This is a genomic window from Nonomuraea angiospora (assembly GCF_014873145.1).
Classification (GTDB): domain Bacteria; phylum Actinomycetota; class Actinomycetes; order Streptosporangiales; family Streptosporangiaceae; genus Nonomuraea; species Nonomuraea angiospora.
The window spans coordinates 7,823,185-7,846,527 of record NZ_JADBEK010000001.1 but is presented as its reverse complement, the minus strand read 5'-3'; the positions used below and the strand labels follow the sequence as shown (position 1 = coordinate 7,846,527).

The window sequence follows — 23,343 nt, the reverse complement described above, 5'->3', positions numbered from 1 at the left end:
GAGGTATGGGGTGCTCATTCATCCTTGGGACGCGGCCCACGACGGCGACGAATGGCGGGCCTGGCTGCGTACGCGCGACTTCGGCCAGCTCGCCGCGAACGGCGTGGACGGCGGGCCGCCGGTCGTGGTGCCGACGCATTTCCTGTTCGACGGCCGAAGTGCGGTCGTGCTCCACCTGGCCAGGCCGAACCCGATCTGGCCCGCGCTGGAGGCCAACCCGGCCGTGGTGGTGACCGTGCACGACGACTACGCCTACATCCCGTCGGGCTGGCGTTCCGGCACCCCGGAGACCGGCGTGCCGACCAGCTATTACGCCTCCGTGCAGCTCACCTGCCGGGCCCGGATCGTGGACGACAAGGAGGGCAAGGCCGAGATCCTGCGCCGCCAGCTGGCCCACCACGAGCCCGAGGGCGGGCACGGCGAGGTGGCCGCGGACGCGGGGCCGTACCGGAAGATGCTCTCGGCGATCCGGGGGCTGCGGCTGGAGGTGGTGGACGTGCGGGCCAAGTTCAAGTACGACGACCACCGGGCGGTCGAGTTCCGCGAGCGGATCGCGGACGGGCTCGCCGAGCGGGACCTGCCGGGCGACGCGGGCGCGCGGGCGCAGCAGCTCAGGCGACTGTCTCTCGGACGCTGAACTCTGCTTGCCAATGCCAGTTGTTTCAGTCTAGTCTGAAATTACTGGCTGGAAAGCTGAACGTTAGGATGACCGCATGAGTACGCAGGACGGCCCTGACCGCGAGCAGGTGCTCGAATGGGTCGAGCGGGTGGCCGCTTTCGTCTCCGCTGAATGGGGACTCGCCCCGATCACCGGCCGCGTCCTGGGCTGGCTCATGGCGTGCGACCCGCCGGCGCAGACCGCGGGCGAGATCGCCGACGCCATCGGCGCGAGCCGCGCCTCGCTCACGACGAACATGCACCTCCTGACGTCCATCAAACTCATCCGCAGGTTCCGCAAGCCAGGGGAGCGGAACGTCTACTACCAGATCGAGGACGACGCCTGGTCCAAGGTCATCCGGCAGAAGCTCGCCGCGTTCACCGCGTTCGACGAGCTGGCCGCGGAGGGCCTGCGGCTCGGCTGGACCGACGAGGCGCAGACCAGGCGCATCGAGTCGGCCAGGACCGCCATCGCCGGGCTTGCCAAGGTGCTCGACCAGGCCTCCGGCTGAAACCCAGAGCGGACGCGGCGGGCTCTCTGCGGCCACGCCGCCGTCCCGCCATGCCTTCTCACAAGGAAATCCCCATGGACGACTTGATCTCGGTCACCGCGCTGACGAAGTCGTACGGCGCGACCCGCGCGCTCGACGGGCTCGACCTGTCCGTACGCGCCGGCGAGGTGCACGGCTTCCTCGGCCCGAACGGCGCGGGAAAGTCCACGACCATCCGCATCCTCCTCGGCCTCATCAGGGCCACCTCCGGCACGGTCAGGCTGCTCGGCGGCGACCCGTGGCGGCAGGCCACCGAGCTGCACCGGCGCCTGGCGTACGTGCCGGGCGAGGTGACCCTGTGGCCCGCGCTCACCGGAGGCGAGGTGATCGACCTGCTCGGCCGGGCGAGGGGCGGGCTCGACCAGCGGCGCCGCGCCGAGCTGATGGACAGGTTCGAGCTGGACCCGCGCAAGAGGACCCGCGCCTACTCCAAGGGCAACCGCCAGAAGGTGGCGCTGGTCGCCGCCTTCTCCTCCCGCGCGGAGCTGCTGATCCTGGACGAGCCGACCTCGGGCCTCGACCCGCTGATGGAGGAGGCCTTCCGCACCAGCGTGATCGAGGAGCAGCGGGCGGGCCGCACCGTGCTGCTGTCCAGCCACCTCCTGTCCGAGGTCGAGGCCCTGTGCGACCGGGTCACCATCGTCCGCGCGGGCCGGGCCGTGGAGTCGGGCAGCCTTGCCGAGCTGCGCCACCTCACCCGTACCTCGATCACCGCCGACCTGGCGGGCTCCCCCGGCTCGTTGGGTGATCTGCCCGGCGTACACGACGTGCTGGTCGAGAACGGCCGCCTCACCTGCCGGGCCGACTCCGAGGCGCTCGACGGCCTGCTCGCCCGGCTGTCCGCGATCGGCGTACGCGGCCTGACCTGCAGCCCGCCGAGCCTGGAGGACCTGTTCCTGCGCCACTACCAGGAGGCCGCGCGATGACCGTGCTGCTCGGGCTGGCCGCCCGCCGCGAACGCCTCCGCTCGGCCGTCTGGATCCTGGTCATCGTCATGCTCGGCGCGGGCCTGGTCTCCTACATCGACGGCTACTTCACCACCCAGGAGGCGCTGCGCGCGTACGCCCGGGTGATCTCGGGCAACCCGATCTTCCTCGGCCTCGGCGGCCCCGTCGCCGAACCCTCGGTCGGCGCGATGGCGGCCTGGCGGAGCGGCGGCCTGCTCTTCCTGCTCACCGCCTGGATGGCCCTGACCATCGTGATCAGGCACACCAGGGCGGAGGAGGAGGCCGGGCGGCAGGAGCTGATGTTGTCCGGCGTGATCGGCAGGGCCGCGCCGCTCACCGCGGCCCTCGTCACCGCGGCCGTCGCCGCGCTGGTCGCCGGAGCGCTCACCTCGGGCGTCCTCGTCTCGATCGGCATGGAGGCGGCCGGGTCGCTCGCGTACGGGGCCGCGATCACGGCGGCGGGGTGGGTCTTCGCCGCGATCGGCGCGGTCACCTCCCAGCTCGCGCAGACCGCGCGCACCGCCACCACGCTCGGGCTGCTCGCGCTCGGCGTCTCCTACGTGCTGCGCTACCTCGGCGACGCCTCGGGCGCGACCTGGCTGACGTGGATCTCGCCGCTCGGCTGGAGCCACCTGGTGCGGGCCTACTCGGCCGACCGGTGGTGGCCGCTGATCGTGTCGCTGGTGGCGACGGGGGTCCTGCTGGCGCTCGCGTACACGCTGTCCGCCCGCCGCGACCTGGACGCGGGCCTGCTCCCCGTACGCCCTGGGCCGGCCGCGGGCCCGTACCTGAGGGGGCCGTTCAGCCTGGCCTGGCGCCTCCAGCGCGGCCTGCTGGCCAAGTGGGCGGTGGGCGTGACGGCCGCCGCCGCGCTCTTCGCCGGCCTCAGCGGCGTCGCGCCCCGCCTCGCGGAGCAGCCCGGCCGGGTCCTCGACGCCTTCCTGCGGCGGTACGGGGGTCCGTCGGGGGATCCGGTGGACGCGTACCTGTGGATCATCGTGCTCCTGCTGGCGTACACGGTCGCGCTCTACCCGGTGCTCGCCACGCTCCGGCTGCACCACGAGGAGTCCTCCGGCCACGCCGAGGCCCTGCTGGCCACCGCGGTGAGCCGGCTGCGCTGGGCGGCGGCGCACCTGACCGTGGCCGCGCTCGGCACGCTGGCGCTGCTGGCCCTCGGCGGGTTCGTCACGGGGCTGATCTATTCGCTGGTCATGGGGGACCCGGCGGTGGGCCGGGTCCTGGCGGCGGCGCTCGAACACGTACCGGCCGCCTGGCTCGTCGGAGCGTTCGCCGCCTTCGCCGTGGGGGTGCTGCCGCGGGTGTCGGTCGCCTTCTCGTGGACGGTCTGGGGCGCGGTGACCGTGGTGGGCGACCTGGCCGGGCCGCTGATCGGGCTGTGGGGCTGGAGCCGCGTGGAGCCCTTCCACTACACGCCCAACACGGTGTCGGGCGAGCCGTTCACCGCGGTGCCTGCGACGGTGATCCTCGCCCTGACCGCGCTGCTCGTCACCACCGCCCTGATCCGCCTGCACGACCGCGACCTGGGCTGAGCCGCTTGATGTCCGATTTCCACTAGTGGGTGCGGCCGTGGAGCCGGAAGAGTGGTCCGCGTGCTCACCGACGAAGACGCGTATGCCGTGCTCAGAAGCCGCGACGGCCGGTTCGACGGCCGGTTCTTCGTCGCCGTCGTGACCACCGGCATCTTCTGCCGCCCGAGCTGTCCGGCCGCCCTCCCCAAGCGCGAGAACGTCCGCTTCTACCCCTCCTCCGCGGCCGCCCTGGAGGCGGGCTTCCGCGCCTGCAAGCGCTGCTGCCCGGACACCGCCCCCGGCTCCCCCGAGTGGAACGTCCGGGCGGACGTGGCAGGCCGCGCCATGCGGCTCATCGCCGACGGCCTCGTGGATCGCGAAGGAGTCGCCGGCCTGGCGTCCCGGCTCGGCTACAGCGAGCGCCAGCTGCACCGCCAGCTCACCGCCGACCTGGGCGCGGGCCCGCAGGCCCTGGCCCGGGCCCAGCGCGCGGCCACTGCCAGGACGCTCCTGGAGACCACGGACCTGCCCGCGAGCGAGATAGCGTTCGCCGCCGGCTTCTCGTCGATCCGCCAGTTCAACGACACCGTTCGCAAGGTCTACGGCACGACGCCCACCGCCCTGCGGGGCGCGCCCTCCGCCCGCCGCCCACCCGGCGCGCTGCGGCTACGCCTCACCTACCGCCCGCCCCTGGACCTGCCGGCCCTGTTCTCCTACCTCGCCACCCGCGCGATCCCGGGCCTGGAGGACGCCACTGCCCACTGCTACCGCCGCTCGCTGACCCTCCCGCACGGCCTCGGCCTCGTCGCGCTCCGCCCCGCGGGCACGTACGTCTCCTGCGAGCTCCACCTGGAGGACCTGAAGGACCTGGCGGCGGCGGTACAGCGCTGCCGCCACCTCCTGGACCTGGACGCCGACCCCCGCGACATCGCCGACCACCTGACCCGCGACCCGCTCCTCGCCGCCGTGGTGGCGCGGACTCCCGGCAGGCGCGTGCCCGGCCATGTGGACGCGGCCGAGATGGCGATCCGCGCGATCCTGAACGAGGAGACCCCCACCGGCCGATCCCGGCTCACCCAACTGGTCCGCACCTACGGCACGCTGCTCCCCCATCCGCCGTTCCACGCGGCCGGCGTCACTCACGCCTTCCCCCGTATGGAGGCCCTGGCGAGCTCCGACGGGCCCGCCTCGGTCGCCGCCCTGGCCCGCGCGTTGACCGCCGGGACCCTCCACCTCGGCCCCGAAGCCGATCGCGACCAGGTCGAACGCGAGCTCCTGACCCTGCCGGGCCTGGACGCGGAGGCCCTGGCACGGATCCGCATGCGAGCCTTCGGCGACCCCGACGTCTTCCTGCCCTCCGACCCGGCCGTGCAGGAGGGGCTGCACCGCCTCGGGCTGACGGCCGGGGACGCGCGCCGCTGGCGGCCCTGGCGCTCGTACGCGATGCAGCACCTGAGCGCGCCACACCCCCACACCCCCTGAGGAACCTTCGTGTCGACCTATTTGTCCCTCCTCAAGAACAGGCGCGACTTCCGCAGCCTCTGGCTCGGCGCGTCCGTCTCGGTGATGGGCGACAGCATGACGTTCGTGGCCCTGTCCTGGCTCGTCCTGGCCCAGCCCGGCGGAACGGCGAAGCTGGGCCTCCTGGCCGTCTGTTACACCGCCCCCGTCGTGGTCGGGGGCCTGGTGGCGGGGCCGCTGCTCGATCGGTTCGACAAGCGGGCGGCGCTGATCGCCGACAGCGTGCTGCGCGGTGTCGCCGTCGGGTCGATCCCCCTCTCGGCGGCGGTCGCGACCGTGCCGGCCTGGCTCCCCTTCCTCGTCGCCGCCCTCTACGGCCTGCTGAAAATGGTCCCCATGGCGGCGGTCCCGGCCGCCATCCCCGACCTGGTCGCCCCGGAAGAACGCGACGCCGCCAACGCGCTCGAATCCGTGAGCTACTCCCTGTCCGGCATCATCGGCTTCAGCCTGGCCGCCCCGCTCCTGGGCGCCCTCGGCCCGGCGAACATCCTGGCCCTGGACGCCGCCACCTACGCCTGCTTCGCCGGGGCCGTGGCCCTGATCCGCCGCCCCCTGCGCCCGCACGCGAAGCCGTCGGCCCGGTCCGCACCCGTGCCGGTCTTCCGCGACAGGGTCCTCGTCAGCACCACGCTCGCCTTCATGGCCTTCAACATCGCCGAAGGCGCGATGACCATGGTGGTCGCCCCGTGGCTGGCCAAGGAGCAGCTTCCGGGGGACGGCGCCGCCCTCTCGCTCCTCATGGCCGCCCTGTCCGCCGGTGAGCTCCTGGGCGGGTTCGCGGCCGGGGCCTGGCGCCCGCGGATCGACAGGCTGGTCGCGATCGCCGTGGTGGAGCTGGTGGCGGCGGCAGGGTTCCTGGCGGCGCTGGGGTCGCCCGACTGGATCCCGGTGGCCGCGGGCTTCCTGGTCATCGGCATGTTCAGCGCCCCCATGACCGTCTGGGCGCAGTCGCTGCGCATGGAGCGCATCCCGCCGTCCCAGCGCGGCCGGGTCTTCAGCGTCTTCCGCACGATGATGCAGGCGACCCCACCCGTCGGGGCCGCCGTGGTCACCCCGCTGCTGGTGGCGGGCAACCTGGCGGGGGCCGTGATCCTGATGAGCGCTCTGGCGGCCCTTCCCGCCTTCGCCCTGCTGTTCGTACGAGAGGGCCGCCGACTGTGGATAACCGGGTCATCCTGTGGATAACCATGCCCGTACCGGCCCTCACCAGGGGTGGCGGAAGCACCCGCGCCCGACGCCCCGGCAGGGCCGGAACGCTGGAGAATCAGGGCTTGGCGTCGCAATACCACAGCCCGCGACCACCTCGGCCCGGCTGTCCACCGGCCTGGGCACACACCTGTGGATGAACACCCTCAGCCGAGCCGGTTCGCGATGCTCCTGGCCACCTCGGCGGGCGGCTGCTCGGTCGTGTCCACGACCTGCTCGGGATTGAAGTAGCGAGCGCCGGGAAAGAGCGGAACGAGCTCCCTCACGGCGCCGAATCGTCCGTTCAATCAGACGATCATGGATCACCAGGTCCAGTAGGAGCGTGCCTCCGACTTCCAGTCCTTCGGGAAATACTGCTGGATCTTGAACGCCATGCCAAGGCCGCGCGCGATGTACTGGTCGCGGTCCAGTTTCCTGGTGATCGGCTTGCCGGGGGCGTCCTTGTTGTCCCACCAGGACTCCCACTGCTTGATGCAGGTCTTCCCGCTCAGGTACTGGTTCGAGCAGGGCGCGGGCGGCGACCAGATCTGGGTGTGGCCGAAGTCGATGACCTTCCCCGACGACTTCTCGGTGATGGTCCCCCACGCCTTGAGGCAGTAGCCCTGCGAGGGGATGTCCCACTTCACATAGTGCTGCGGACCCGACGTGGCGAACGTACGCAGGTCGCCGCACTTGGCGTCGCCGATCTGCTCCTTGCTCACCCTGACGGTGTAGTACGTGCCGTTGCCCCGCCACCCGTCCAGCGTCAGCCAGTCGCCGTCGCGCACGAACTTCTCCGCGTAGTCCGGCGGCCACTTCTTCGGATCGCCCCAGCTGATCTCCGAGGTCGTGGACGACAGGGGCTTCCAGGTCCACTGCCCGGCCGCCTGCCCGTCTGACCAGTACTGTCCGGCGCTGCGGTCGGCGAACCGGGAGTACTGCCCGTAGTTCTCCCCCGCCCGGGCCGGGCCGGCCACCCCCGTGAGCACAGTGATCATCGCCGCGCCGGCGGCCAGCCACGGCCGCGTTCCCATCTTCTGGATCTTCACCGGCAGCACGGTACAGAGGCCCGCGACCCGCGACGGCTCACATCAAGAAACTTCGAAACGCCCCTTCGAGGCCGGGCGGAGGAGGAACGCGGTGCTCTCGTGCTCAGGGACCTCCACCTCGAGCCCGGTGCCGGCCAGCGCCTGCGCGATCAGCTCCCGATCGCCGGCCCACTGCAGGACGAGCTCGTCCACCAGATCGCCGTACGCGTCGAAGCTCGCCGTGTGCGACTGCGTCGTCCAGAAGACGGCCCTGGGCGGCTGCCCGGCGGCGGCGGCCGCCTCGTGGACCTGCTGCCAGGCGCCGGAGGCGGTCGGCCAGAGGTCGGGCTCGGCGAGGTAGCCGTGGGCGGCCAGCCGGTCGAAGGCCGCCGAGATCCGGCACAGGTCGGACGACCGGTCGGCGGCCAGGCAGGTCACCACCCCTTCCTCCGGCTTGTTCAAGCCGTGGACCGCGGCGACGAGCGATTCCATCATGGCGTCGCTGTGCCTGGCCAGCTCCTCGTCGTCCATCTCCAGCAGCGCGTCGTAGTCGTCGTCCTGACCCGCCTGCCCGGGAACGGAGACCACGAGACCCTCACGGGCGAACGCCGCCTGGATGTTGGAGGGCAGCCCGCCCCGCCACGCCAGCGGCACGTCATCGGCCAGCGCGCCGTCCGGGGTGAAGTGGTCGGCGCACTGGCTGAGCAGGCCGCTGGTCCCGACGTCGGACGCGAAGCGCTCGGCGTCGACGATCTGCCAGCCCTCGTGCTCCAACCGGCTCAGCGCCCGGTCGAAACCCTCGCGCTGCGTGCCGCGCGGCGAGACCGCCTCCTCGAACTCGATCAGCTTGGACAGCGTGTCGGCGACCTCGGCGCGGCGCTGTTCGAGGAACGCGCGGGTCTCGGAGATGAGGTTCCGGCTCATCAGGGTGTCCATCACCATCGACCACCAGGCCTCGGCGTCGTCGAAGGCGTCCGGATCCAGCTCCTTGAGCGAGAGCCACAGCTTCTCCGTGTACTCCTTGCCGGCCTCCTGGGACTCCCCGTTCAACGCCTGCTGGCGCAGCCTGAGCCGGTAGAGGAACTCGACGAAGTTCGCGAGCGAGCTGTTGACCTTCTCCGCCTGCGGGGTCTCGTCCATCGAGAGCAGGCCGACGACGCCGCTGCGGATGTCGAGGAAGTAGCGCATGCCCGTGTCCCCCGACGTGCCGCCGAGCGTGAGGACGTTGAGGTCCCCGCCCGGCGTCCTGAACACGACGAGGGAGCCCACCCGCGGCTCGTCGGCGATGAAGGTGGTGAACGCCTGGTCCGCGCGCACCGGCAGCCCGACCTCGGACAGGATCCGGACGTCCTCCTCCGACAGCCCCTTCTCGCGGCACTGTTCGACGTCCATCAGCAGCAGGCCCTCGTCACCGAAAGCCTCGACCATCTCTTCGTGCGTGACCACGATTCAACACCCCGACGTCAGACCCTTGCGATCAAGTTCCCCCAAGGGTAGGGGATCTTTGCGGATCAGACGGTACGTTCCCAGCGGACCTCCCCCTCGTGCCAGCGGTCGGTGGGACGCAGGCCGGCCGCCGTGGCGACGGCGGCGGAGGCCGCGTGGCCGGGGTGGATGTGCGCGACGATCGTGTCGATCCCGTCCCGTACGAGCTGGTCGACCAGGGCCCGGGCGGACGCGGTGGCCAGGCCGCGGCCCTGCCAGGGCGTGCCGATCACCCAGGCGATCTCGGCGGTCCGGCCGTCGATCGTGGCCTGCACGTACCCGACCAGCCGCTCTTGCTCCCGCGACCAGATCACCCAGTTGCGCCAGCCGGGCGGCCCCGCGACCAGCCGCTCGTAGCGGGCGCGCAGCTCCGGCGCGGTGAGCGGGGCGCCGCCGGTGAACGTGTGCAGGTCCGGGTCCGACAGCACGGCGGCCATCTCGTCGGCGTGCTCCGGGCGCAACGGGACGAGGACGAGCGCGGGCGCCTCGATGGGACTGGTCACCGGCTCATTCTGCCCCGTCGCTGAGGGCCCGCAGGATCTTCGCCTGCTCCACCCCGGTCCCGTCCGCGCGCAGCGCGACCGCCTCGCCGGGCTGGAAACCCGCTCCTCGCCAGGCGGCGACCTCGTCGAACGGCACTCCGGCCCGCCACCACCCGACCATCACCGAGATCGCGTCCTCGTCCAGCTTCTCCGCCTCGGCCGCGGAGAAGCCGAGCGCGCGGAAGATCCTGGCGTCGGTCGGCGCCACGCCGCGCCGCGCCCACTCCACCGCGTCGCGACCGGCCCAGCCCGCATCGGCGAATCCGCGGGCCGTCGAGGCCGCGACACCGGCCCGCAACAGCTCCCGCATCGCGCCGGGCTCGGCGGCCCTGCTCCGGCCGCCGCCGAACAGGCGGCGCAGCCACCGCCTCGGCCGCGGGCTCTCACCGGCCAGATGCCGATCCGCCGCCTCCTCCAGCGAGTGCCCCAGCTCCCGCCAGCGCACCGCGTCCCGCGGCGTCATGCCCGCGCGCAGGCAGACGTCCACCGTGTACGGCGTCGCACCCGCGGTACGCCACTGCCGCGCCTGGTCCGCCGCGTAGACCCCCGACTCACGCCACCGCCGCGCCTGCGGCAGCCGGAAGCCCTCCTTGATCCAGCCACGGGCCTCGGCGACGGTGAAGCCGTGCTCCTGCCAGGTGTGCAGCGGTTCGGGACGCGGCTCCGCGTCGTCGGGGAATGCCACGATCATGATCGATCCTCCTTGGGTACGCGCACGGTGGCCGCCCATTCCGGGGCGTGCCCGTCCTCGCCGATCAGGCAGACCACGACGTCGGCCGCGACCCGGCGCTCCGGCCAGGGGGTCTGCCCGTCGGTCAGCACGATCACCAGGTCCGGCCGGGGGCGCAGCGCCGTCGCGGCGGCCAGCCCGGCCCGCATGTCGGTGCCACCGCCGCCGACCAGCCGTACGTCGGCGGCGCGCCGGACCTCCTGCACCGGATGGGCCGCGACGTCGCAGCAGATCACGCGCAGCCGCCGGTTCCGGCCGGCGACTCCGTTCAGGATGCCGGTGAGCTCGGTGACCAGGCGGTCGAGCCGCGGTTCCGTGACGCTGCCCGAGGTGTCGACGACCACCGCGACGCCGGGCACCGGGCTGACCATGGCCGGGGCCACGATCTCGGGGTGGGCGCCCGCCCTGCGTGACGGCCGCCGGTAGCTGAAGTCGACCCGGCCGGCCGCCGAGCTCAGCCCGCGCCGGATCACCGCGCGGAGCCGCGCCCGCCAGTCGACCTCGGGACGCAGCCGCTCCTCGGCCCAGCGCCGCCAGCCGGACGGCACCTCGCTGCGGGCGCCGATCCGCTCCTGGATGCCGGCGGCGACGGAGCGCTCCAGCAGCTCCCGGTCCAGGTCGCCGAGCCCGCCGCCCGATCCCTCGTAGCCTCGGGTGACGCCGTCCGCGGCGCTGCCGCAGTCGACGGCCTCCGACAGTTCCCTGCCGCCCTTGCCGACCGCCTCGGCGAGCACGTCCAGCATCGGCACGTACTCCTCGGCCATACGGTTGGGCGGCAGGCCCAGCGCGGCGGGCGAGATCACGCCGGCCGGTCCGAGCAGCCCTTCGGCCTCGAGGTCGTCGTTGATCTCCGCGTCGGCCGCCTGGTTCCAGCGGTGCGCCTCAGCCGCGGGCGAGCGCTCGGCGTGCGCCCGTACCAGGTGGCCCACCTGGTGCAGCAGCCACCAGCCGATCTCCTCGACCGGTGTGGCCAGCGCGGTGCCGGTGTCCACGTGCACGTTCCAGCGGGTGTCGGCGGGAAAGGCGCGGAACTCCACGTCCGGCACCGGCCGCCCGGTCCTGTCGTCCAGGTACGGCTCCAGCACCACCGGATTCAGCGCGAACACCGCGGTGGCCAGGTACGGCGCCCGGTGCGCGGCCCACAGCCTGGCCGCCGCGAACCGGGCCATCGCCTGCCCGACCAGGTCCGCCCCCTCGCTCATCGCAGCAGACCCGCCGAACGCAGGATCGGCGCCAGTTCGAGCATGGTGTGCGGCAGGGCCGCACCGGCCGGCCGACCCCTGGCCAGCGACCTGGCCGCGCCGGCCGCGACGTCGGGCGCGCTGCGGGCGACCCGGGCCACCACGGTCCACGCCTGCTCCCACGCCTGTGGACTGCCGTCGGCCAGCACGTGGGAGACGACCGCGCCGAGCACCGCGTACAGGCGATCGACCCGGTCAGGCAGTGGCGCGTGCCGGTCGGTCAGCAGGGTCTGGGGGTCGGGCAGGTCGAGGTTGCGCAGCCAGGAGATCAGCTCGAAACCGGCCGCCTCGCCGACCGCACCCAGCACGAGCTCGGCCACCACATCCTCGGAGATCTTGCCTCCTTCGCCGGCCGCGAAGGTGCTGGCGGCCTCGCCGTCTTCGCCGGTCGCGGAGGTCCTGGCCGCCATGCCGTGTTCGCGGGCGGCGACGGCCCTGGCCGCCATGCCGTGTTCGCAGGCGGCGACGGCCCTGGCCGCCATCTCCCAGCTTCGCGGGCTCGGCCAGCCGCGTCCCGCCCGCTCCGGACTGTCCGGCACCGCGAGCACCAGCTCGGGCCGTACCCGCAGAAAGGCGCCGACCAGCGCGCGGGCCCGGGCCACCGCCGCGGGGCTCGGCGCGGGCGCCGGCTCGGGCACCGCGAAGCCGGTGGCGAAGCCCTCGGCGATGTCGGCCGCCTCGACCTGCCAGTGCAGGTGGATCAGGCGGTTGGCCAGCGGCGCGGACAGATCCCAGCCGTCGGCGGCCTGGTCCGGAGGGTTGGCCGCGGCCACGATCCGCACCTCGTCCGGCAGCGTGAGATCGCCGACCGTACGCTCCAGCACCACCCTCAGCATGGCGGCCTGCACCGCGGGCGGCGCGGTGGTCAGCTCGTCGAGGAACAGGAGCCCGTGGCCGGCCGCGGCCAGCCGCTCGGCCCACCGGGGCGGGGCGAACCAGGTGCCGCCGTCCCGCAGGACCGGCAGGCCGGAGAAGTCGCTCGGTTCGCGGATCGAGCCCACGACGACCTCGACGGGCAGGCCGAGCCGGGCGCCGAGCGCGAGCACCGACGAGGTCTTGCCGGTGCCCGGGGCGCCCCACAGGATGACGGGCAGGTTCGCGGCTATCGCGACCGCGACGGCCTCACGCACTGCTGACTGAGAGCTCATGGGTCCTCGCACGAGAGCGACGGGATCAGCCTGACAGCGTCATCCTAGGTTGACGCGATCGTTGGCGTCAACCTAGATTGACCCCGCAGCTCATGGGTGGTTCGGCCGGGGCAGGGCCTGGACCAGGGCGGCGACCGCCACGTCCAGCGCGATGAGGAGGAGCAGGCCCATGGCGAAGGCGTGCGGGTAGCCGCCCAGCGCGCCATAGAAGACCACGTCGACCACGGCCACGCCGATCGCGCCGCCCGCCTGCTGCGCGGTGCTCAACACGCCGGAGGCGGCGGCCGCGTGCCCGGGGTCCACGCCGTTCAGGACGAGTGCGGGCAGCGGGGCCATGACCAGCCCCATTCCGGCGCCGGCGACCACGAGGCCGGGGATGATCCAGGCGATGGGGCCGTGCTCGCCCAGGGCGGTGGCGGTCAGGGCGAGGAGGCCGTACCCGAGGGCCATGGTCAGCGCGCCGAGCGCGACGACCTGGCGGCCGAGCCTGGCCGCCAGCCGGACGGCCCGCGTCGAGGACGCGAAGTAGCCGAGGCCCAGCGGGAGGAAGATGAGCCCCGATCCCAGGGCGTCCAGCTCGCGGCCCTGCTGGAGGTAGAGCGCCAGGATCAGGAAGAACGAGCCCATCGTCATCGAGTGCAGCAGGCTGACCACGGTGCCCGCGGAGAACGAGCGGTGCCGGAACAGCCCGGGGTCCACCAGCGGTGCGGCGGCCCGCCGCTGGTGCAGCGCGAACGAGGCCAGCAGGGCGACCGCCGCCGCCAGGCACAGCCAGGTCCACGCGGGCCAGCCCTGCTCCTGACCCTGGACGAGGGGGTAGACGATGGCGACCAGGCCGAGCGAGACGAGCGCCGTACCGGCCAGGTCCAGCTTCGGGCCGCCCGGAAGGCGGGATTCGGGCACCAGGCGCGGGACCAGGGCGATGGCGAGCGCGCCCACCGGCACGTTGATCAGGAAGATGGTGCGCCAGCCCAGCCCGGCCAGGTCCGCGTTGATCAGCACGCCGCCGATGAGCTGCCCGAACACGCCGCCGAAGCCCATCGTGACGCCGTAGGCGTTGAACGCCTTGGCCCGGCGCTCACCGGTGAAGGCGGTGTTGATGATGGCCAGGACCTGCGGCATCAGCAGCGCCGCGCCGAGTCCCTGGCCGACCCTGGCCGCGATCAGGATCCCGGCGGTGGGCGCCGCCCCGCAGAGCGCCGACGCCACCGTGAAGACGGCCAGGCCGGCGGCGAACATGCGGCGCCGGCCGTACAGGTCCCCCAGCCGGCCGGCGGTGATCAGCCCGGCGGCCAGCGCGACGCCGAACCCCGCCACCACGAACTGAATCTGCGAAGGCGTGGCGTGCAGGTCCCGCTGGATGGCCGGGAGGTCATGGAAACGGCGAAACGCCCGCCGGTCAGCGGACTCTTTCGCCGTACACGTGCTCGACCCGCATCGTCATGAGCACCCTGCGGTCGGACACCATCACCGACCGGTACTCGTCCCAGTCCGGATGCTCCCCCGCAGCGCGGCGGTAGTAGTCCACCAGCGCCTCCACCTCGGGACCGTGGGGGTCGGCGCCCGGCCCCGTGAGCGTCACCGTGCCCTCGGCGGTGGCCCACGACCAGCCGTCGGGGCTGGTGACCTCCAGCGCGGCCCGCGGGTCCCGGCGCAGGTTCGCGGTCTTGGCCCGCCCCTCGGTCATCGACACGTGGACGACCTCGGCCTCCCGGTCGTAGAAGGGCATGACGGGGGAGAGCTGCGGGCGGCCGTCCGCCTTGATCGTCGCGAGGACCCCCAGCCGGCTCTCCGCGAGCAGCGCACGCGGGTCGAACGGTGTGGCGCTCATGACGGCTTGCGGAACTGCTCGACCATCGCCGCGTAACCGTCGCCGCCGCGCCCGTCGGCCACGGCCCGGTCGGTCAGGGCCTTGATGAACCTCGGCAGCTCGGCGCTGACGCCGAGGGCCTCGCTTTCGTGGATGAGGTGGTCCATCGCGGCCAGGTGGGTGTCGATGGTGGAGTCCAGGGCCGGGTACGTGCCCGCGTCGACCTGCTCCGCGTAGTCCGCCAGCCAGCCGTTCACGATCTCGATCCCCTTGCCCGCGAGCGGGGCGAACGCTCCGGCGCGCACCCCCGCCGCGCCGAGCAGGGCGGCGCCCTGCAGGAATCCGTTCAGGATGTTCCACATCAGGCTCAGCACGGCCATCTCGTGCAGCGCCGACAGGGTGTGATCGTCGCCGAGGTACGTCGTTCCCGAACCGAGGCTCCTCAGGGCGGGCTCGTACGGCTCGAAGGCCGAGCGCGGCCCGCTGTAGGTGATGACGGCGTCCGCCCCGATCTCGGCGGGGACGGCCATGATCGCGCCGTCGAGGTAGGCGCCGCCCTGCCGCGCCGCCCACTCGGCGGTCTCACGGGCGCCCTGCGACGTGCCCGACCCCAGGTTGACCAGGACCCGGCCGTCGAGAACCGCGCCGAGCGGGTCGAGCAGCCCGTGCACGGCGTCGTAGTCCGTGACGCAGACGACCACGAGCGGGGCGGCCGCGACGGCCTCGCCGACCGAGCCGGCGAGCGTCGCGCCCTGCGCCACCAGCTGGTCGGCCTTGGCCGCCGTACGGTTCCACACGGTGGTGGGATGCCCCGCACGCAGGAACGCTCCGGCCAGCGCCTGGCCCATCAGCCCGAGGCCGATGACCGTCACGGGAGTGTGGTTGACGTTGTTGGTGCTCATGGCAGAATCCTCAACGTTCATACCGATATGAAGGTCAAGGGGGAACGAGCGTGCTGATCGGGGAGTTGAGCCGGCAGACCGGAGTTCACACACATCAGCTGCGTTACTACGAGGCCCAGGGCCTGCTCGAACCCGAGCGCGGCTCCAACGGCTACCGCGAGTACGGCGACGACGCCGTCCTGACCGTCACCCAGATCCGCCGGCTGCTCGAAGCCGGGCTGTCGACCCCGGAGATCGCGTACCTCCTGCCCTGCGCCACCGGCGTCGCCCCTGACCTGGAGCCCTGCCCCGAGCTCCTGGACACCCTGAAGGCCCGCCTGCACGGCCTGGACGAGCACATCGACACGCTCGCCCGCTCCCGCCAGTCCCTGCGCGACTACATCGACGCCGCGGAGCGACGTGTTGTGGAGAGCGGGTCACATGCTTGAGGGCTTAGAGACGGGCACGGACTACATGGCGCTGATCGCTCTCACTCTGTGTGCTGTCGTGTTCTTGGTAGGCGTCTTCACGCTGATCGCCAAGAGGCTCCCGCCCTGGGTTCCGGCAAGAAAATCGGCTTATTGGAAGCCGTTCGCCTGGGCACAGATCTTCATGTCCGCCTCGCTGACGACAATACTGCTCCCCCAGGTCCTGGACGTCGATCCGCTGTTGCGAATGATCTTGATGGTTCCCGCCGTCTGTTTCCTCGTCACCTCGACGGTCTTCAATGTCATGGCTTTCCGGTCGCCCGGCCCCAGGTAGTTGCGTTCGAGCGCGCTCGAAGCCATAGCGTTCCCGCCATGACGACCAAGACCTGGATCATCACCGGCGCTTCCCGGGGTTTCGGACGCGCACTGGCGGAGGCGGCGCTCGCGGCGGGCGACCGCGTGGTGGCGGCGGTGCGCCGGCCCGAGAGCGTGGCCGACCTGGCGGCGAAGCACCCGGACAACTGCCTGATCGCGGAGTTCGACGCCCGGGACGCCGCCGCGGCCGCCGAGCTCGTGCGTGCCACCCTCGTCCGGTTCGGACAGCTCGACGTGCTCGTCAACAACGCGGGCCGGGCCGTGGTGGGAGCGGTCGAGGAGGTCGGCGACGCGCAACTGCGTGAGCTGATGGACCTGCACCTGTTCGGCCCCGCCGCGCTGGTGCGGGCGGCGCTGCCCGCGATGCGCGCGCGGGGCACCGGGACGATCGTGCAGATGAGCAGCCAGGGTGGGCGGATGTCCTTCCCCGGAGTGTCGGCGTACTCCGCGTCGAAGTTCGCGCTCGAAGGCTGGTCGGAGGCGCTGGCCGGGGAGGTCGCGCCGTTCGGGATCCGCGTGATGATCGTCGAGCCGAGCCGGTTCCGGACCGACTTCAACGCGGGGGACGTGCTGGAGTTCGTGGAGTCGTCCGAGACCTACCGTGAGCTGCTGGCCGCCGTCCGCTCGGACATGGCCGGGGCCGACGGCCGCCAGGAGGGCGACCCGGTGCGGGCAGCCGAGATCATCGTGTCCCTCGCGCACGGTGACGAGGTGCCGCTGCGGCTGCCGCTCGGGCGCGAGGCCGTCGAGCGGATCTCGGGTACGTACCGGCGTGGCCTGGAGGAGGTCGAGCGGTGGGCCGAGACCGCCCGCAGCGCCGACTTCGCGGACGCCCCGGCATCGGCGCGGCCGATTTAGGCTGGTTGTCATGGCCACCGACGAGCTGATGACCAGGGCGCTCGAAACGCTCGGCGACGACGGCCCGATGTCGGTCGAGGCGATCCACCGCCTCACCGATCTGGCCGCCGTGGCGGAGCCGATGACGATCGCCGACGTCGCCGACCTTCTCGGCATCTCTCCCCACACGCTGCGCTACTACGAGCGGGCCGGATTGGTCGAGGTGGGCCGCGACAGCCATGGTCACCGCGTCTACGACGCCGACGCGGTGCGACGGCTGGTGTTCCTCACCCGGATGCGGCTGTCCGGCATGCCGATGCGCGACCTTCAGGATTACATCTCGCTCGTCGACGCCGGGGAGCACACGGTGCCCGAGCGGCTCGACATGCTGGTCGAGCATCGCGACACCATCCGCCGCCGGATCCGTGAGCTGACCCTTTCCCTCACGGCCGTCGAGTACAAGATCGCCACGTACGGCGGCTCGACCGGACCGGACGTCCAGACCCCCGCCACCGACCACACGACGCGACGGGCACTACGGGCACAGGCGTGAGATGGCCTCGGCGGTGACGAAGTCGACGTAGCCCGAGGGAGGCTTCATTCCGCGCGACAACATCCAGTGGATGCGACCGGCTCCGGTCAGCGCGAGGGTCACCCGGTAGCCCAGCTCGACGTCGGCGGCGTCGATGCGGCCGGCCAGTCCGTCGAGGTAGTCGTCGAGATGGCGCCCGAGGGTGGTCAGCGCCAGTGACGCGAGATCGGCTCCCACCGGGCCCACCCCGAACGTCGCCCAGTCCAGCGCCACCGTGCCGGCGCCGTCGTCGGCGGCGACGAGGTTGCCGTGGGAGAAGTCACCGTGGACGAGCACTCGAGGCACCCGGTCAAGCCGCTCCAGCAGTTCGTGGCGCTCTTGCCACAACGCCGGGATGTGTGCGGGCACGTCCATGCCGGTCCAGCTCAGGTCACTGACAGCGATCCGCTGGGCGAGCTGGTGGCCGGACAGCCACGGTACGTCGGGCACGGCGACGTCGGCCTGCCAGCGGCCGAGCCGGTGTGCGGCCACGCGTGGGGCTTCCGGGACGGCGCCGGCGTCGGCGAGATAGACGGTGTCGCCGATGACGCCGTAACAGCGGGGAGCGGCCAGCCCCGGTCCCTTTGGCAGCAGCCCGCTGGCATAGGCGAGAGGCTCCCGCCGCCAGTTGGCCCAGTGCCGGGGGTCGGCGGCGTCGGCGGCGTGTCGTCCGGTGGTCAGCGGCCGGCAGGATTTGCGGATCACGGTGAAGGAGACCTGGTCGCGGCCGAGCCGTGCCTGGCCGGACAACCTGCTCACGGCATCGGTGGCGGCTCCTGAGCTACCCGTGATCGGCTCGCTCCGGCACGACACGAGCGAGCCCCCCGGGTGGCCCAGCACCGAGTCCAGCACTGCCTGGGGAAGCGGATCCGTCACTCGTGGCACGGTAGGCCATCACTCCGCTCGCGTGCCTGCCGTTTTCACGGGGCACCCCGTTCGCGGAACGCTATCGCCCCGCGTCGGGCAGGCGGAGGTGGAAGGCGGTGTGGCCGGGGCGGCTTTCGACGGTGATCGTGCCGCCGTGCGCGGCGACGACCGCCTTGACGATCGCCAGGCCGAGCCCCGTGCCGCCGGAAGCGCGCGATCTCCCCTTGTCCACGCGGGAGAAGCGCTCGAAGATCTCCTCCTGCATGTCCGGCGGGATGCCCGGCCCGCCGTCGGCGACCGTGAGCTCGGCCGCGTCCGGAGCCTGGCGTACGGTCAGGGTGACCGCCGTGCCTTCGGGGGTGTGCATGCCGGCGTTGGTCAGCAGGTTCGTGATCACCTGGCGCAGCCGTGACGGGTCGCCCTGGACGGTGACCGGCTCCTCGGGCAGTTCGAGCCGCCAGCGGTGGGCGGGCGCGGCGGCCCTGGCGTCGCCGACGGACTCGATGGCCAGCTTGGTGAGATCCACCTCGTCCCGCGCCAGCGGCCGGCCCGCGTCCAGCCGGGCGAGCAGCAGCAGGTCGGCGACCAGCTCGCTCATCCGGCCCGACTCGGCGTCGATGCGGTCGAGCGCGTGCCGTACCCCCTCGGGCATCGGCTCGGCCACGCGAAGGGCCAGCTCGGTGTGGCCGCGGATCGCGGCGAGCGGGGTGCGCAGCTCGTGGCTGGCGTCGGCGGCGAACGCGCGCAGCCGCTGCTCGACGGCGTACCGGCGGGCCAGCGCCGCCTCCACGTGCCCCAGCATGCTGTTGAACGCGGCCCCCACCTGCCCCGCCTCGGTACGCGGATCGGTGTCGGGCACCCGCTCGGTCAGCGCCACCTCGCCACTGGCCAGCGGCAGCCGGGTGACCCGGCGGGCGGTGGCGGCCACGCGTTCCAGGGGGCGCAGCGCGAGCCTGACCCACACCGCGCCGGCGACGCCGGTGACGGCCAGCGCGGCGCCGAACATGAAGAACTCGAACACCTCCATGCGCATCAGCGTCTCCTCGGCCTCGTGCAGCGGCAGACCGGTGATGAGCACGTCGCCGTCTCGGCCCGGCACGGCGACGACCCGGTACTCGTGCAGGCTCGACAGGGACACGGTCCTGGGCACGCCGTCGGCCGGCACCGCGGCCAGGACGGCCTGGTCGCCGCCGGTGAGCCGCGCCCGGTCGTCGTCGTCCGGGGTCACCACCGACCCTTGAGTGATCACGCCGCCGGCGACGCGCACCCCCAAGGTGCCCGGGGCCTGGCTGCGCGTGTCTCCCCCGCCCCGGCCGTCGTGTTCCAGGCTGGCCGCGTACCTGCCGCCGATCGTGGCGAGCTGCTGGTCGAGCTGGGTCAGCAGGAAGCGGTCCATCGCGAACGACGTCGCCACGCCGACGGCGGCGCAGGCCAGCGCCAGCAGCGCCAGGACCCCCGCGACGAGCCGGCCCCGCAGCGTTCGCGGCAGGAAGCGGCTCATGCGGGCGGCTTGAGCACGTAGCCGACGCCGCGGACGGTGTGGATGAGCGGCTCGCGGCCCGCGTCGATCTTCTTGCGCAGGTAGCTGACGTACAGCTCGACCACATGGGCCTGCCCGCCGAAGTCGTAGGACCAGACGTGGTCGAGGATCTGGGCCTTGCTCAGCACGTGGCGCGGGTTGAGCATGAGCAGCCGCAGCAGGTCGAACTCGGTCGGCGTCAGGTCGATCAACGTCCCCGCCCTGGCCACCTCCCTGGCCTCGACGTCCATGACGAGATCGGCCACGGCCAGCCGCGTGCCGTTCCCGGCGCGGGCCATCCCCGCGCGGCGCAGCAGCCCGTTCAGCCGGGCCAGCACCTCGTCCAGGCTGAACGGCTTGGTCACGTAGTCGTCGCCGCCGGCGGTGATCCCGGCGACGCGGTCCTCCACCGCGTCCCTGGCGGTGAGGAACAGCACGCACACCTCCGGCAGCCGCTCGCGGATCCGGCGCATGATCTCCAGGCCGTCCAGATCGGGCAGCATCACGTCCAGGACCACCGCGTCCGGCACGAACTCCTCCGCCGCCCGCACCGCGGTCGCGCCGTCGCCGGCCCCGCGGACCCGCCACCCCTCCTGGAGCAGCACCGTCTCCAGCACCTCGACGATGTCCGGTTCGTCGTCCACGACCAGCACGCGGATCGGCGCACCGTCAGGACGCAGCAACACTGACACGGTCACCTCCCTGTCCATTTCATACCTGAATCTTCTGAAAATCCTCTGAGGTCACCTCCGTCCCGGCCCGTTCAGAAGGAACGCAGAGCTTCGCTTGGCACGGTGGGTCCCGTTCCCGGAGAAGCAGGAGAGCGGTGTGACCATCACGCACGTACCATCCCGAACCGCCCCGCAGGTCAGGCCCACCGGCTTCGTGGCTCGCCCCGGCCCGGTGCTCGCCCTGATCGGCCTGGGCGCGGTCGCGGTCGTCGCGCTGTGGTGGCGTGACACCTCCGCGGTCGTGGGCGCCGCCGGCTGGCTCACGAACGCCGGGCGCGTCACCGGCCTGCTGGCCGGTTACGCGATGGCGGTGCTGATCGCGCTGATGGCGCGGGTGCCCGCGCTGGAGCACGGCGTCGGCACCGACCGGCTGACCCGCTGGCACGCCATGGGCGGGCGTTACTTCGTCGGCCTGATGACCGCGCACGTGCTGTCCGTCATCTGGGGGTACGCGATCACCGACGGCGAGCACGTGACGGACGAGGCCGTCACCATGGTCGTGACCTTCCCCGAGATGTGGGAGGCCACCGCGGCCTGCCTGCTGCTGCTCGGCATCGGCGCGATCTCGGCCCGTGCCGCCCGCCGCCGGCTCAGCTACGAGACCTGGTACCTGCTGCACTTCTACACCTACGTCGCCGCCTACCTGGCTTTCGGCCACCAGCTCGCCACCGGCGCGGAGTTCGCCGGTGACCGGGCCGCCCAGGTCGCCTGGTACGTCCTCTATCTCGGCGTGGCCGCGCTCGTCATCTGGTACCGGCTCCTCGCCCCCGTCCGGCTGTTCCTGCGGCATCGGCTGCGGGTGGCCGCGGTGACCACTGAGGCTCCCGGCGTGATCTCCGTCCAGGTCACCGGCCGGCGACTGGAGCGGCTGCGCGCCGAGCCCGGCCAGTTCTTCCGCTGGCGCTTCCTGGCCAGGGGGCTGTGGTGGTCGGCGAACCCTTACTCGCTGTCTGCCCCGCCCGGCGCCGGCGGGCTGCGGATCACGGTCAAGGCGCTGGGCGACCACAGCGCGACCCTGGCCGGGCTGCGCCCCGGGACTCGGATCTTCGCCGAGGGACCGTACGGGGCCTTCACCGGGCGGTTGCGCTCCCGCCGGAAGGTGCTGCTGATCGCCGGCGGAGTCGGCATCACCCCGTTGCGCGCGCTGTTCGAGTCGCTTCCCGGCGAGCTGACCCTGCTCTACCGGGCGCGCAGGGAGGCCGACCTGGTGTTCAGGCAGGAGCTCGAGGACATCGCCGTCGCCCGGGGTGCGAATCTGCACTATTCGACCGGCCCCCGCGGCTCCGGGGGGCCGTTCGACGCGGCGGTGCTCGCCCGGGTCGTGCCCGGCCTGCGCGACCACGACGTGTACGTGTGCGGCCCCGCCGAGATGACCCGGGCCGCGATCCAGGCGTTGAGGGCCGCCGGGGTGCCCCGGCGAAACATCCATCACGAATCCTTCGAGTTCTAGGAGTACGAGGATAAATGCCTATCCGTAGAGCACTGCTGGCCGTGCTGGCCACCGCCGTCGGCCTGGTGCTGCTGCTGTCGTTCAAGCCGCACGACGTGTCGCAGGCGGCCCAGCCACCCGCCGCCCTGGCCCAGAAGCAGTCCGGCACCACGCCGACGCAGGGGACCACGGGGACGGGGACCACGGGTACCAAGGGGACCGCGGGGACCACCGTGACCGGCGATCCCGCCGAGACCCGCTGGGGCCCGGTGCAGGTCGCGATCACCGTGTCCGGCGGGAAGATCGCCGACGTCCAGGTGCTGCAGGCGCCCGACGGCAACCGCCGTGACATCGAGATCAACGACGCCGCGCTGCCGATCCTCACCCAGGAGGCGCTGTCGGCGCAGAGCGCGCAGATCGACACGGTGTCCGGTGCCACGTACACCAGCGAGGGTTACGCCCGCTCCCTGCAGAGCGCGATCGACCGGGCGGGGCTGTGACGATCCGGCACGTCGAGCACGTCATGGGCACGGTGTTCTCCTTCGACGTCCGGCACGAGGCGTCCGAGCGGATCACGTCGGCGATCGAGGAGGCGGTGGCGTGGCTGCACCACGTGGACGCTCTCTTCTCCACGTACCGGCCCGGCAGCCCGATCAGCCGCCTCGGCCGCGGCGAGATCGCCCCGGAGGGCTGCCCGCCCGAGATCGTCCGCGTGCTGGCCCGCTGCGCCCAGGTCGAGCGCGACACCGGCGGCTACTTCACGCTCATGCCCGGCGGCCGGCTCGACCCGTCCGCGCTGGTCAAGGGCTGGGCCATCGAGCACGCCTCGGCGCTGCTGGCGGCGGCGGGCGCGCGGCGGCACAGCGTCAACGGCGGCGGCGACGTCCGCCTCGGCGCATCGCCGGAGCCGGGCCGGCCCTGGCGCGTGGGCATCGCCCACCCGCTGCGCCCCGGGGCGCTGGCCGCCGTCGTGTCGGGGACCGGCCTGGCGGTCGCCACCTCCGGCACCGCCGAACGCGGGCACCACATCGTCGACCCGCACACCGGCGCCCCCGCCACCGCGCTGGCCTCGCTCACCCTCGTCGGGTACGACCTGGCCACCGTGGACGCCTACGCCACCGCCGCGTTCGCGATGGGCTCCGCGGCGAGGGAGTGGGTGGAGGAGCAGGACGAGCTGGAGGCGTTCGCGGTGACCTCGTCGGGAACGGTCTGGCGTACCAGCGGCTTCCAGGTTCATGCGCAGGTATATGACGCTACCTGACATATATCCCCGTGAAGATGCAGGTAGACGCGCCGCCCGCAAGGGGCGGCGCCGAGCGTCCCTGGCATTG

At 72.6% G+C, this 23,343-nt stretch carries 25 protein-coding genes; 13 read left to right on the top strand and 12 right to left on the bottom strand.

The window, feature by feature from the left end:
• Positions 1–10 precede the first annotated feature (10 nt).
• The 6 genes from H4W80_RS35775 to H4W80_RS35750 all read left to right on the top strand — a co-directional run bounded on the left by H4W80_RS35775 (position 11) and on the right by H4W80_RS35750 (position 6,390).
• A complete protein-coding gene (locus tag H4W80_RS35775) occupies positions 11–637 on the top strand; it encodes an FMN-binding negative transcriptional regulator (protein ID WP_192789102.1) in 627 nt (208 codons plus the stop codon).
• A 76-nt stretch (positions 638–713) separates the two neighbouring features.
• On the top strand, positions 714–1,169 hold the full coding sequence (locus tag H4W80_RS35770) for a GbsR/MarR family transcriptional regulator (RefSeq protein ID WP_192789101.1): 456 nt from the start codon (positions 714–716) through the stop codon (positions 1,167–1,169).
• Positions 1,170–1,243: 74 nt separating this feature from the next.
• Positions 1,244–2,134: an ABC transporter ATP-binding protein gene (locus tag H4W80_RS35765; protein WP_192789100.1), complete on the top strand. Its 891-nt coding sequence runs from the start codon at positions 1,244–1,246 to the stop codon at positions 2,132–2,134.
• Positions 2,131–3,705 (top strand): ABC transporter permease, encoded by a 1,575-nt coding sequence (locus H4W80_RS35760; RefSeq protein WP_192789099.1) that lies wholly within the window; start codon positions 2,131–2,133, stop codon positions 3,703–3,705. The genes H4W80_RS35765 and H4W80_RS35760 overlap by 4 nt, the downstream gene beginning before the upstream one ends.
• Before the next feature lie 60 nt (positions 3,706–3,765).
• Positions 3,766–5,166, top strand: coding sequence for a DNA-3-methyladenine glycosylase 2 family protein (locus H4W80_RS35755; protein WP_192789098.1), 1,401 nt, complete (start codon positions 3,766–3,768; stop codon positions 5,164–5,166).
• Positions 5,167–5,175: 9 nt separating this feature from the next.
• Entirely contained in the window at positions 5,176–6,390 is a 1,215-nt protein-coding gene (locus tag H4W80_RS35750; RefSeq protein ID WP_192789097.1) for an MFS transporter, read from the top strand.
• Between the two features lie 323 nt (positions 6,391–6,713).
• Here H4W80_RS35750 and H4W80_RS35745 read toward each other — a convergent pair whose 3' ends face one another.
• The 9 genes from H4W80_RS35745 to H4W80_RS35705 all read right to left on the bottom strand — a co-directional run bounded on the left by H4W80_RS35745 (position 6,714) and on the right by H4W80_RS35705 (position 15,276).
• A complete protein-coding gene (locus tag H4W80_RS35745) occupies positions 6,714–7,439 on the bottom strand; it encodes a hypothetical protein (protein ID WP_225963842.1) in 726 nt (241 codons plus the stop codon).
• A gap of 42 nt (positions 7,440–7,481) precedes the next feature.
• Complete coding sequence (locus tag H4W80_RS35740; RefSeq protein ID WP_192789096.1) at positions 7,482–8,864, bottom strand: SUKH-4 family immunity protein; 1,383 nt, start codon at positions 8,862–8,864, stop codon at positions 7,482–7,484.
• Between the two features lie 65 nt (positions 8,865–8,929).
• Complete coding sequence (locus H4W80_RS35735) at positions 8,930–9,406, bottom strand: GNAT family N-acetyltransferase (protein WP_192789095.1); 477 nt, start codon at positions 9,404–9,406, stop codon at positions 8,930–8,932.
• A gap of 4 nt (positions 9,407–9,410) precedes the next feature.
• Complete coding sequence (locus tag H4W80_RS35730; RefSeq protein WP_192789094.1) at positions 9,411–10,136, bottom strand: hypothetical protein; 726 nt, start codon at positions 10,134–10,136, stop codon at positions 9,411–9,413.
• Positions 10,133–11,377 (bottom strand): vWA domain-containing protein, encoded by a 1,245-nt coding sequence (locus tag H4W80_RS35725; RefSeq protein ID WP_192789093.1) that lies wholly within the window; start codon positions 11,375–11,377, stop codon positions 10,133–10,135. The genes H4W80_RS35730 and H4W80_RS35725 overlap by 4 nt, the downstream gene beginning before the upstream one ends.
• A complete protein-coding gene (locus H4W80_RS35720) occupies positions 11,374–12,564 on the bottom strand; it encodes an AAA family ATPase (RefSeq protein WP_192789092.1) in 1,191 nt (396 codons plus the stop codon). The genes H4W80_RS35725 and H4W80_RS35720 overlap by 4 nt, the downstream gene beginning before the upstream one ends.
• A 90-nt stretch (positions 12,565–12,654) precedes the next feature.
• The gene (locus H4W80_RS35715) at positions 12,655–13,926 is read right to left on the bottom strand and encodes an MFS transporter (RefSeq protein ID WP_192793941.1); all 1,272 of its coding nucleotides are present in this window, start codon (positions 13,924–13,926) and stop codon (positions 12,655–12,657) included.
• 37 nt (positions 13,927–13,963) lie between these two features.
• Complete coding sequence (locus tag H4W80_RS35710) at positions 13,964–14,395, bottom strand: PPOX class F420-dependent oxidoreductase (RefSeq protein ID WP_192789091.1); 432 nt, start codon at positions 14,393–14,395, stop codon at positions 13,964–13,966.
• Positions 14,392–15,276 carry an NAD(P)-dependent oxidoreductase gene (locus H4W80_RS35705; protein WP_192789090.1) on the bottom strand — a complete coding sequence of 295 codons (885 nt, stop codon included), beginning with the start codon at positions 15,274–15,276 and terminating at the stop codon, positions 14,392–14,394. Before H4W80_RS35705 ends, H4W80_RS35710 begins: the two co-directional genes overlap by 4 nt.
• 50 nt (positions 15,277–15,326) lie before the next feature.
• On the opposite strand from H4W80_RS35705, the gene H4W80_RS35700 reads away from it, so the two are divergent.
• Genes H4W80_RS35700 through H4W80_RS35685 form a run of 4 tightly spaced genes read left to right on the top strand, consistent with a single transcriptional unit; the run spans position 15,327 to position 17,448 of the window.
• Complete coding sequence (locus H4W80_RS35700) at positions 15,327–15,704, top strand: MerR family transcriptional regulator (RefSeq protein WP_192789089.1); 378 nt, start codon at positions 15,327–15,329, stop codon at positions 15,702–15,704.
• Positions 15,697–16,017 (top strand): hypothetical protein, encoded by a 321-nt coding sequence (locus tag H4W80_RS35695; protein ID WP_192789088.1) that lies wholly within the window; start codon positions 15,697–15,699, stop codon positions 16,015–16,017. The genes H4W80_RS35700 and H4W80_RS35695 overlap by 8 nt, the downstream gene beginning before the upstream one ends.
• Before the next feature lie 38 nt (positions 16,018–16,055).
• Positions 16,056–16,916, top strand: coding sequence for an SDR family NAD(P)-dependent oxidoreductase (locus H4W80_RS35690; protein ID WP_192789087.1), 861 nt, complete (start codon positions 16,056–16,058; stop codon positions 16,914–16,916).
• A 10-nt stretch (positions 16,917–16,926) separates the two neighbouring features.
• The gene (locus H4W80_RS35685) at positions 16,927–17,448 is read left to right on the top strand and encodes a MerR family transcriptional regulator (protein ID WP_192789086.1); all 522 of its coding nucleotides are present in this window, start codon (positions 16,927–16,929) and stop codon (positions 17,446–17,448) included.
• On the opposite strand, the gene H4W80_RS63920 is transcribed toward H4W80_RS35685, so the two are convergent.
• The 3 genes from H4W80_RS63920 to H4W80_RS35670 all read right to left on the bottom strand — a co-directional run bounded on the left by H4W80_RS63920 (position 17,431) and on the right by H4W80_RS35670 (position 20,544).
• Positions 17,431–18,342 carry a phosphotransferase family protein gene (locus H4W80_RS63920; protein ID WP_318787219.1) on the bottom strand — a complete coding sequence of 304 codons (912 nt, stop codon included), beginning with the start codon at positions 18,340–18,342 and terminating at the stop codon, positions 17,431–17,433. The genes H4W80_RS35685 and H4W80_RS63920 overlap by 18 nt on opposite strands.
• A 70-nt stretch (positions 18,343–18,412) precedes the next feature.
• Positions 18,413–19,834 (bottom strand): sensor histidine kinase, encoded by a 1,422-nt coding sequence (locus H4W80_RS35675; RefSeq protein ID WP_192789085.1) that lies wholly within the window; start codon positions 19,832–19,834, stop codon positions 18,413–18,415.
• On the bottom strand, positions 19,831–20,544 hold the full coding sequence (locus H4W80_RS35670) for a response regulator transcription factor (protein WP_318787218.1): 714 nt from the start codon (positions 20,542–20,544) through the stop codon (positions 19,831–19,833). The genes H4W80_RS35675 and H4W80_RS35670 overlap by 4 nt, the downstream gene beginning before the upstream one ends.
• Positions 20,545–20,680: 136 nt before the next feature.
• Between H4W80_RS35670 and H4W80_RS35665 the strand changes: the two genes are divergently transcribed.
• From H4W80_RS35665 to H4W80_RS35655, 3 genes are read left to right on the top strand one after another with little or no spacing between them, the layout of a single operon-like run.
• Positions 20,681–22,033: a ferredoxin reductase family protein gene (locus tag H4W80_RS35665; protein ID WP_318787217.1), complete on the top strand. Its 1,353-nt coding sequence runs from the start codon at positions 20,681–20,683 to the stop codon at positions 22,031–22,033.
• Between the two features lie 14 nt (positions 22,034–22,047).
• Positions 22,048–22,512: an FMN-binding protein gene (locus H4W80_RS35660; protein ID WP_192789084.1), complete on the top strand. Its 465-nt coding sequence runs from the start codon at positions 22,048–22,050 to the stop codon at positions 22,510–22,512.
• Positions 22,509–23,273, top strand: a complete 765-nt coding sequence (locus H4W80_RS35655; protein ID WP_318787216.1) for an FAD:protein FMN transferase — start codon at positions 22,509–22,511, stop codon at positions 23,271–23,273. The genes H4W80_RS35660 and H4W80_RS35655 overlap by 4 nt, the downstream gene beginning before the upstream one ends.
• Positions 23,274–23,343 lie beyond the last annotated feature (70 nt).

What these genes read in the sequence shown, in the direction of transcription:
- H4W80_RS35695 (WP_192789088.1), top strand. Translation starts at nt 15,697, where the DNA reads ATGCTTGAGGGCTTAGAGACGGGCACGGACTACATGGCGCTGATCGCT.
- H4W80_RS35690 (WP_192789087.1), top strand. Translation starts at nt 16,056, where the DNA reads ATGACGACCAAGACCTGGATCATCACCGGCGCTTCCCGGGGTTTCGGA.
- H4W80_RS35765 (WP_192789100.1), top strand. Translation starts at nt 1,244, where the DNA reads ATGGACGACTTGATCTCGGTCACCGCGCTGACGAAGTCGTACGGCGCG.
- H4W80_RS35675 (WP_192789085.1), bottom strand. Translation starts at nt 19,834, where the DNA reads ATGAGCCGCTTCCTGCCGCGAACGCTGCGGGGCCGGCTCGTCGCGGGG.
- H4W80_RS35660 (WP_192789084.1), top strand. Translation starts at nt 22,048, where the DNA reads ATGCCTATCCGTAGAGCACTGCTGGCCGTGCTGGCCACCGCCGTCGGC.
- H4W80_RS35685 (WP_192789086.1), top strand. Translation starts at nt 16,927, where the DNA reads ATGGCCACCGACGAGCTGATGACCAGGGCGCTCGAAACGCTCGGCGAC.
- H4W80_RS35720 (WP_192789092.1), bottom strand. Translation starts at nt 12,564, where the DNA reads ATGAGCTCTCAGTCAGCAGTGCGTGAGGCCGTCGCGGTCGCGATAGCC.
- H4W80_RS35730 (WP_192789094.1), bottom strand. Translation starts at nt 10,136, where the DNA reads ATGATCGTGGCATTCCCCGACGACGCGGAGCCGCGTCCCGAACCGCTG.
- H4W80_RS35760 (WP_192789099.1), top strand. Translation starts at nt 2,131, where the DNA reads ATGACCGTGCTGCTCGGGCTGGCCGCCCGCCGCGAACGCCTCCGCTCG.
- H4W80_RS35710 (WP_192789091.1), bottom strand. Translation starts at nt 14,395, where the DNA reads ATGAGCGCCACACCGTTCGACCCGCGTGCGCTGCTCGCGGAGAGCCGG.
- H4W80_RS35770 (WP_192789101.1), top strand. Translation starts at nt 714, where the DNA reads ATGAGTACGCAGGACGGCCCTGACCGCGAGCAGGTGCTCGAATGGGTC.
- H4W80_RS35705 (WP_192789090.1), bottom strand. Translation starts at nt 15,276, where the DNA reads ATGAGCACCAACAACGTCAACCACACTCCCGTGACGGTCATCGGCCTC.
- H4W80_RS35725 (WP_192789093.1), bottom strand. Translation starts at nt 11,377, where the DNA reads ATGAGCGAGGGGGCGGACCTGGTCGGGCAGGCGATGGCCCGGTTCGCG.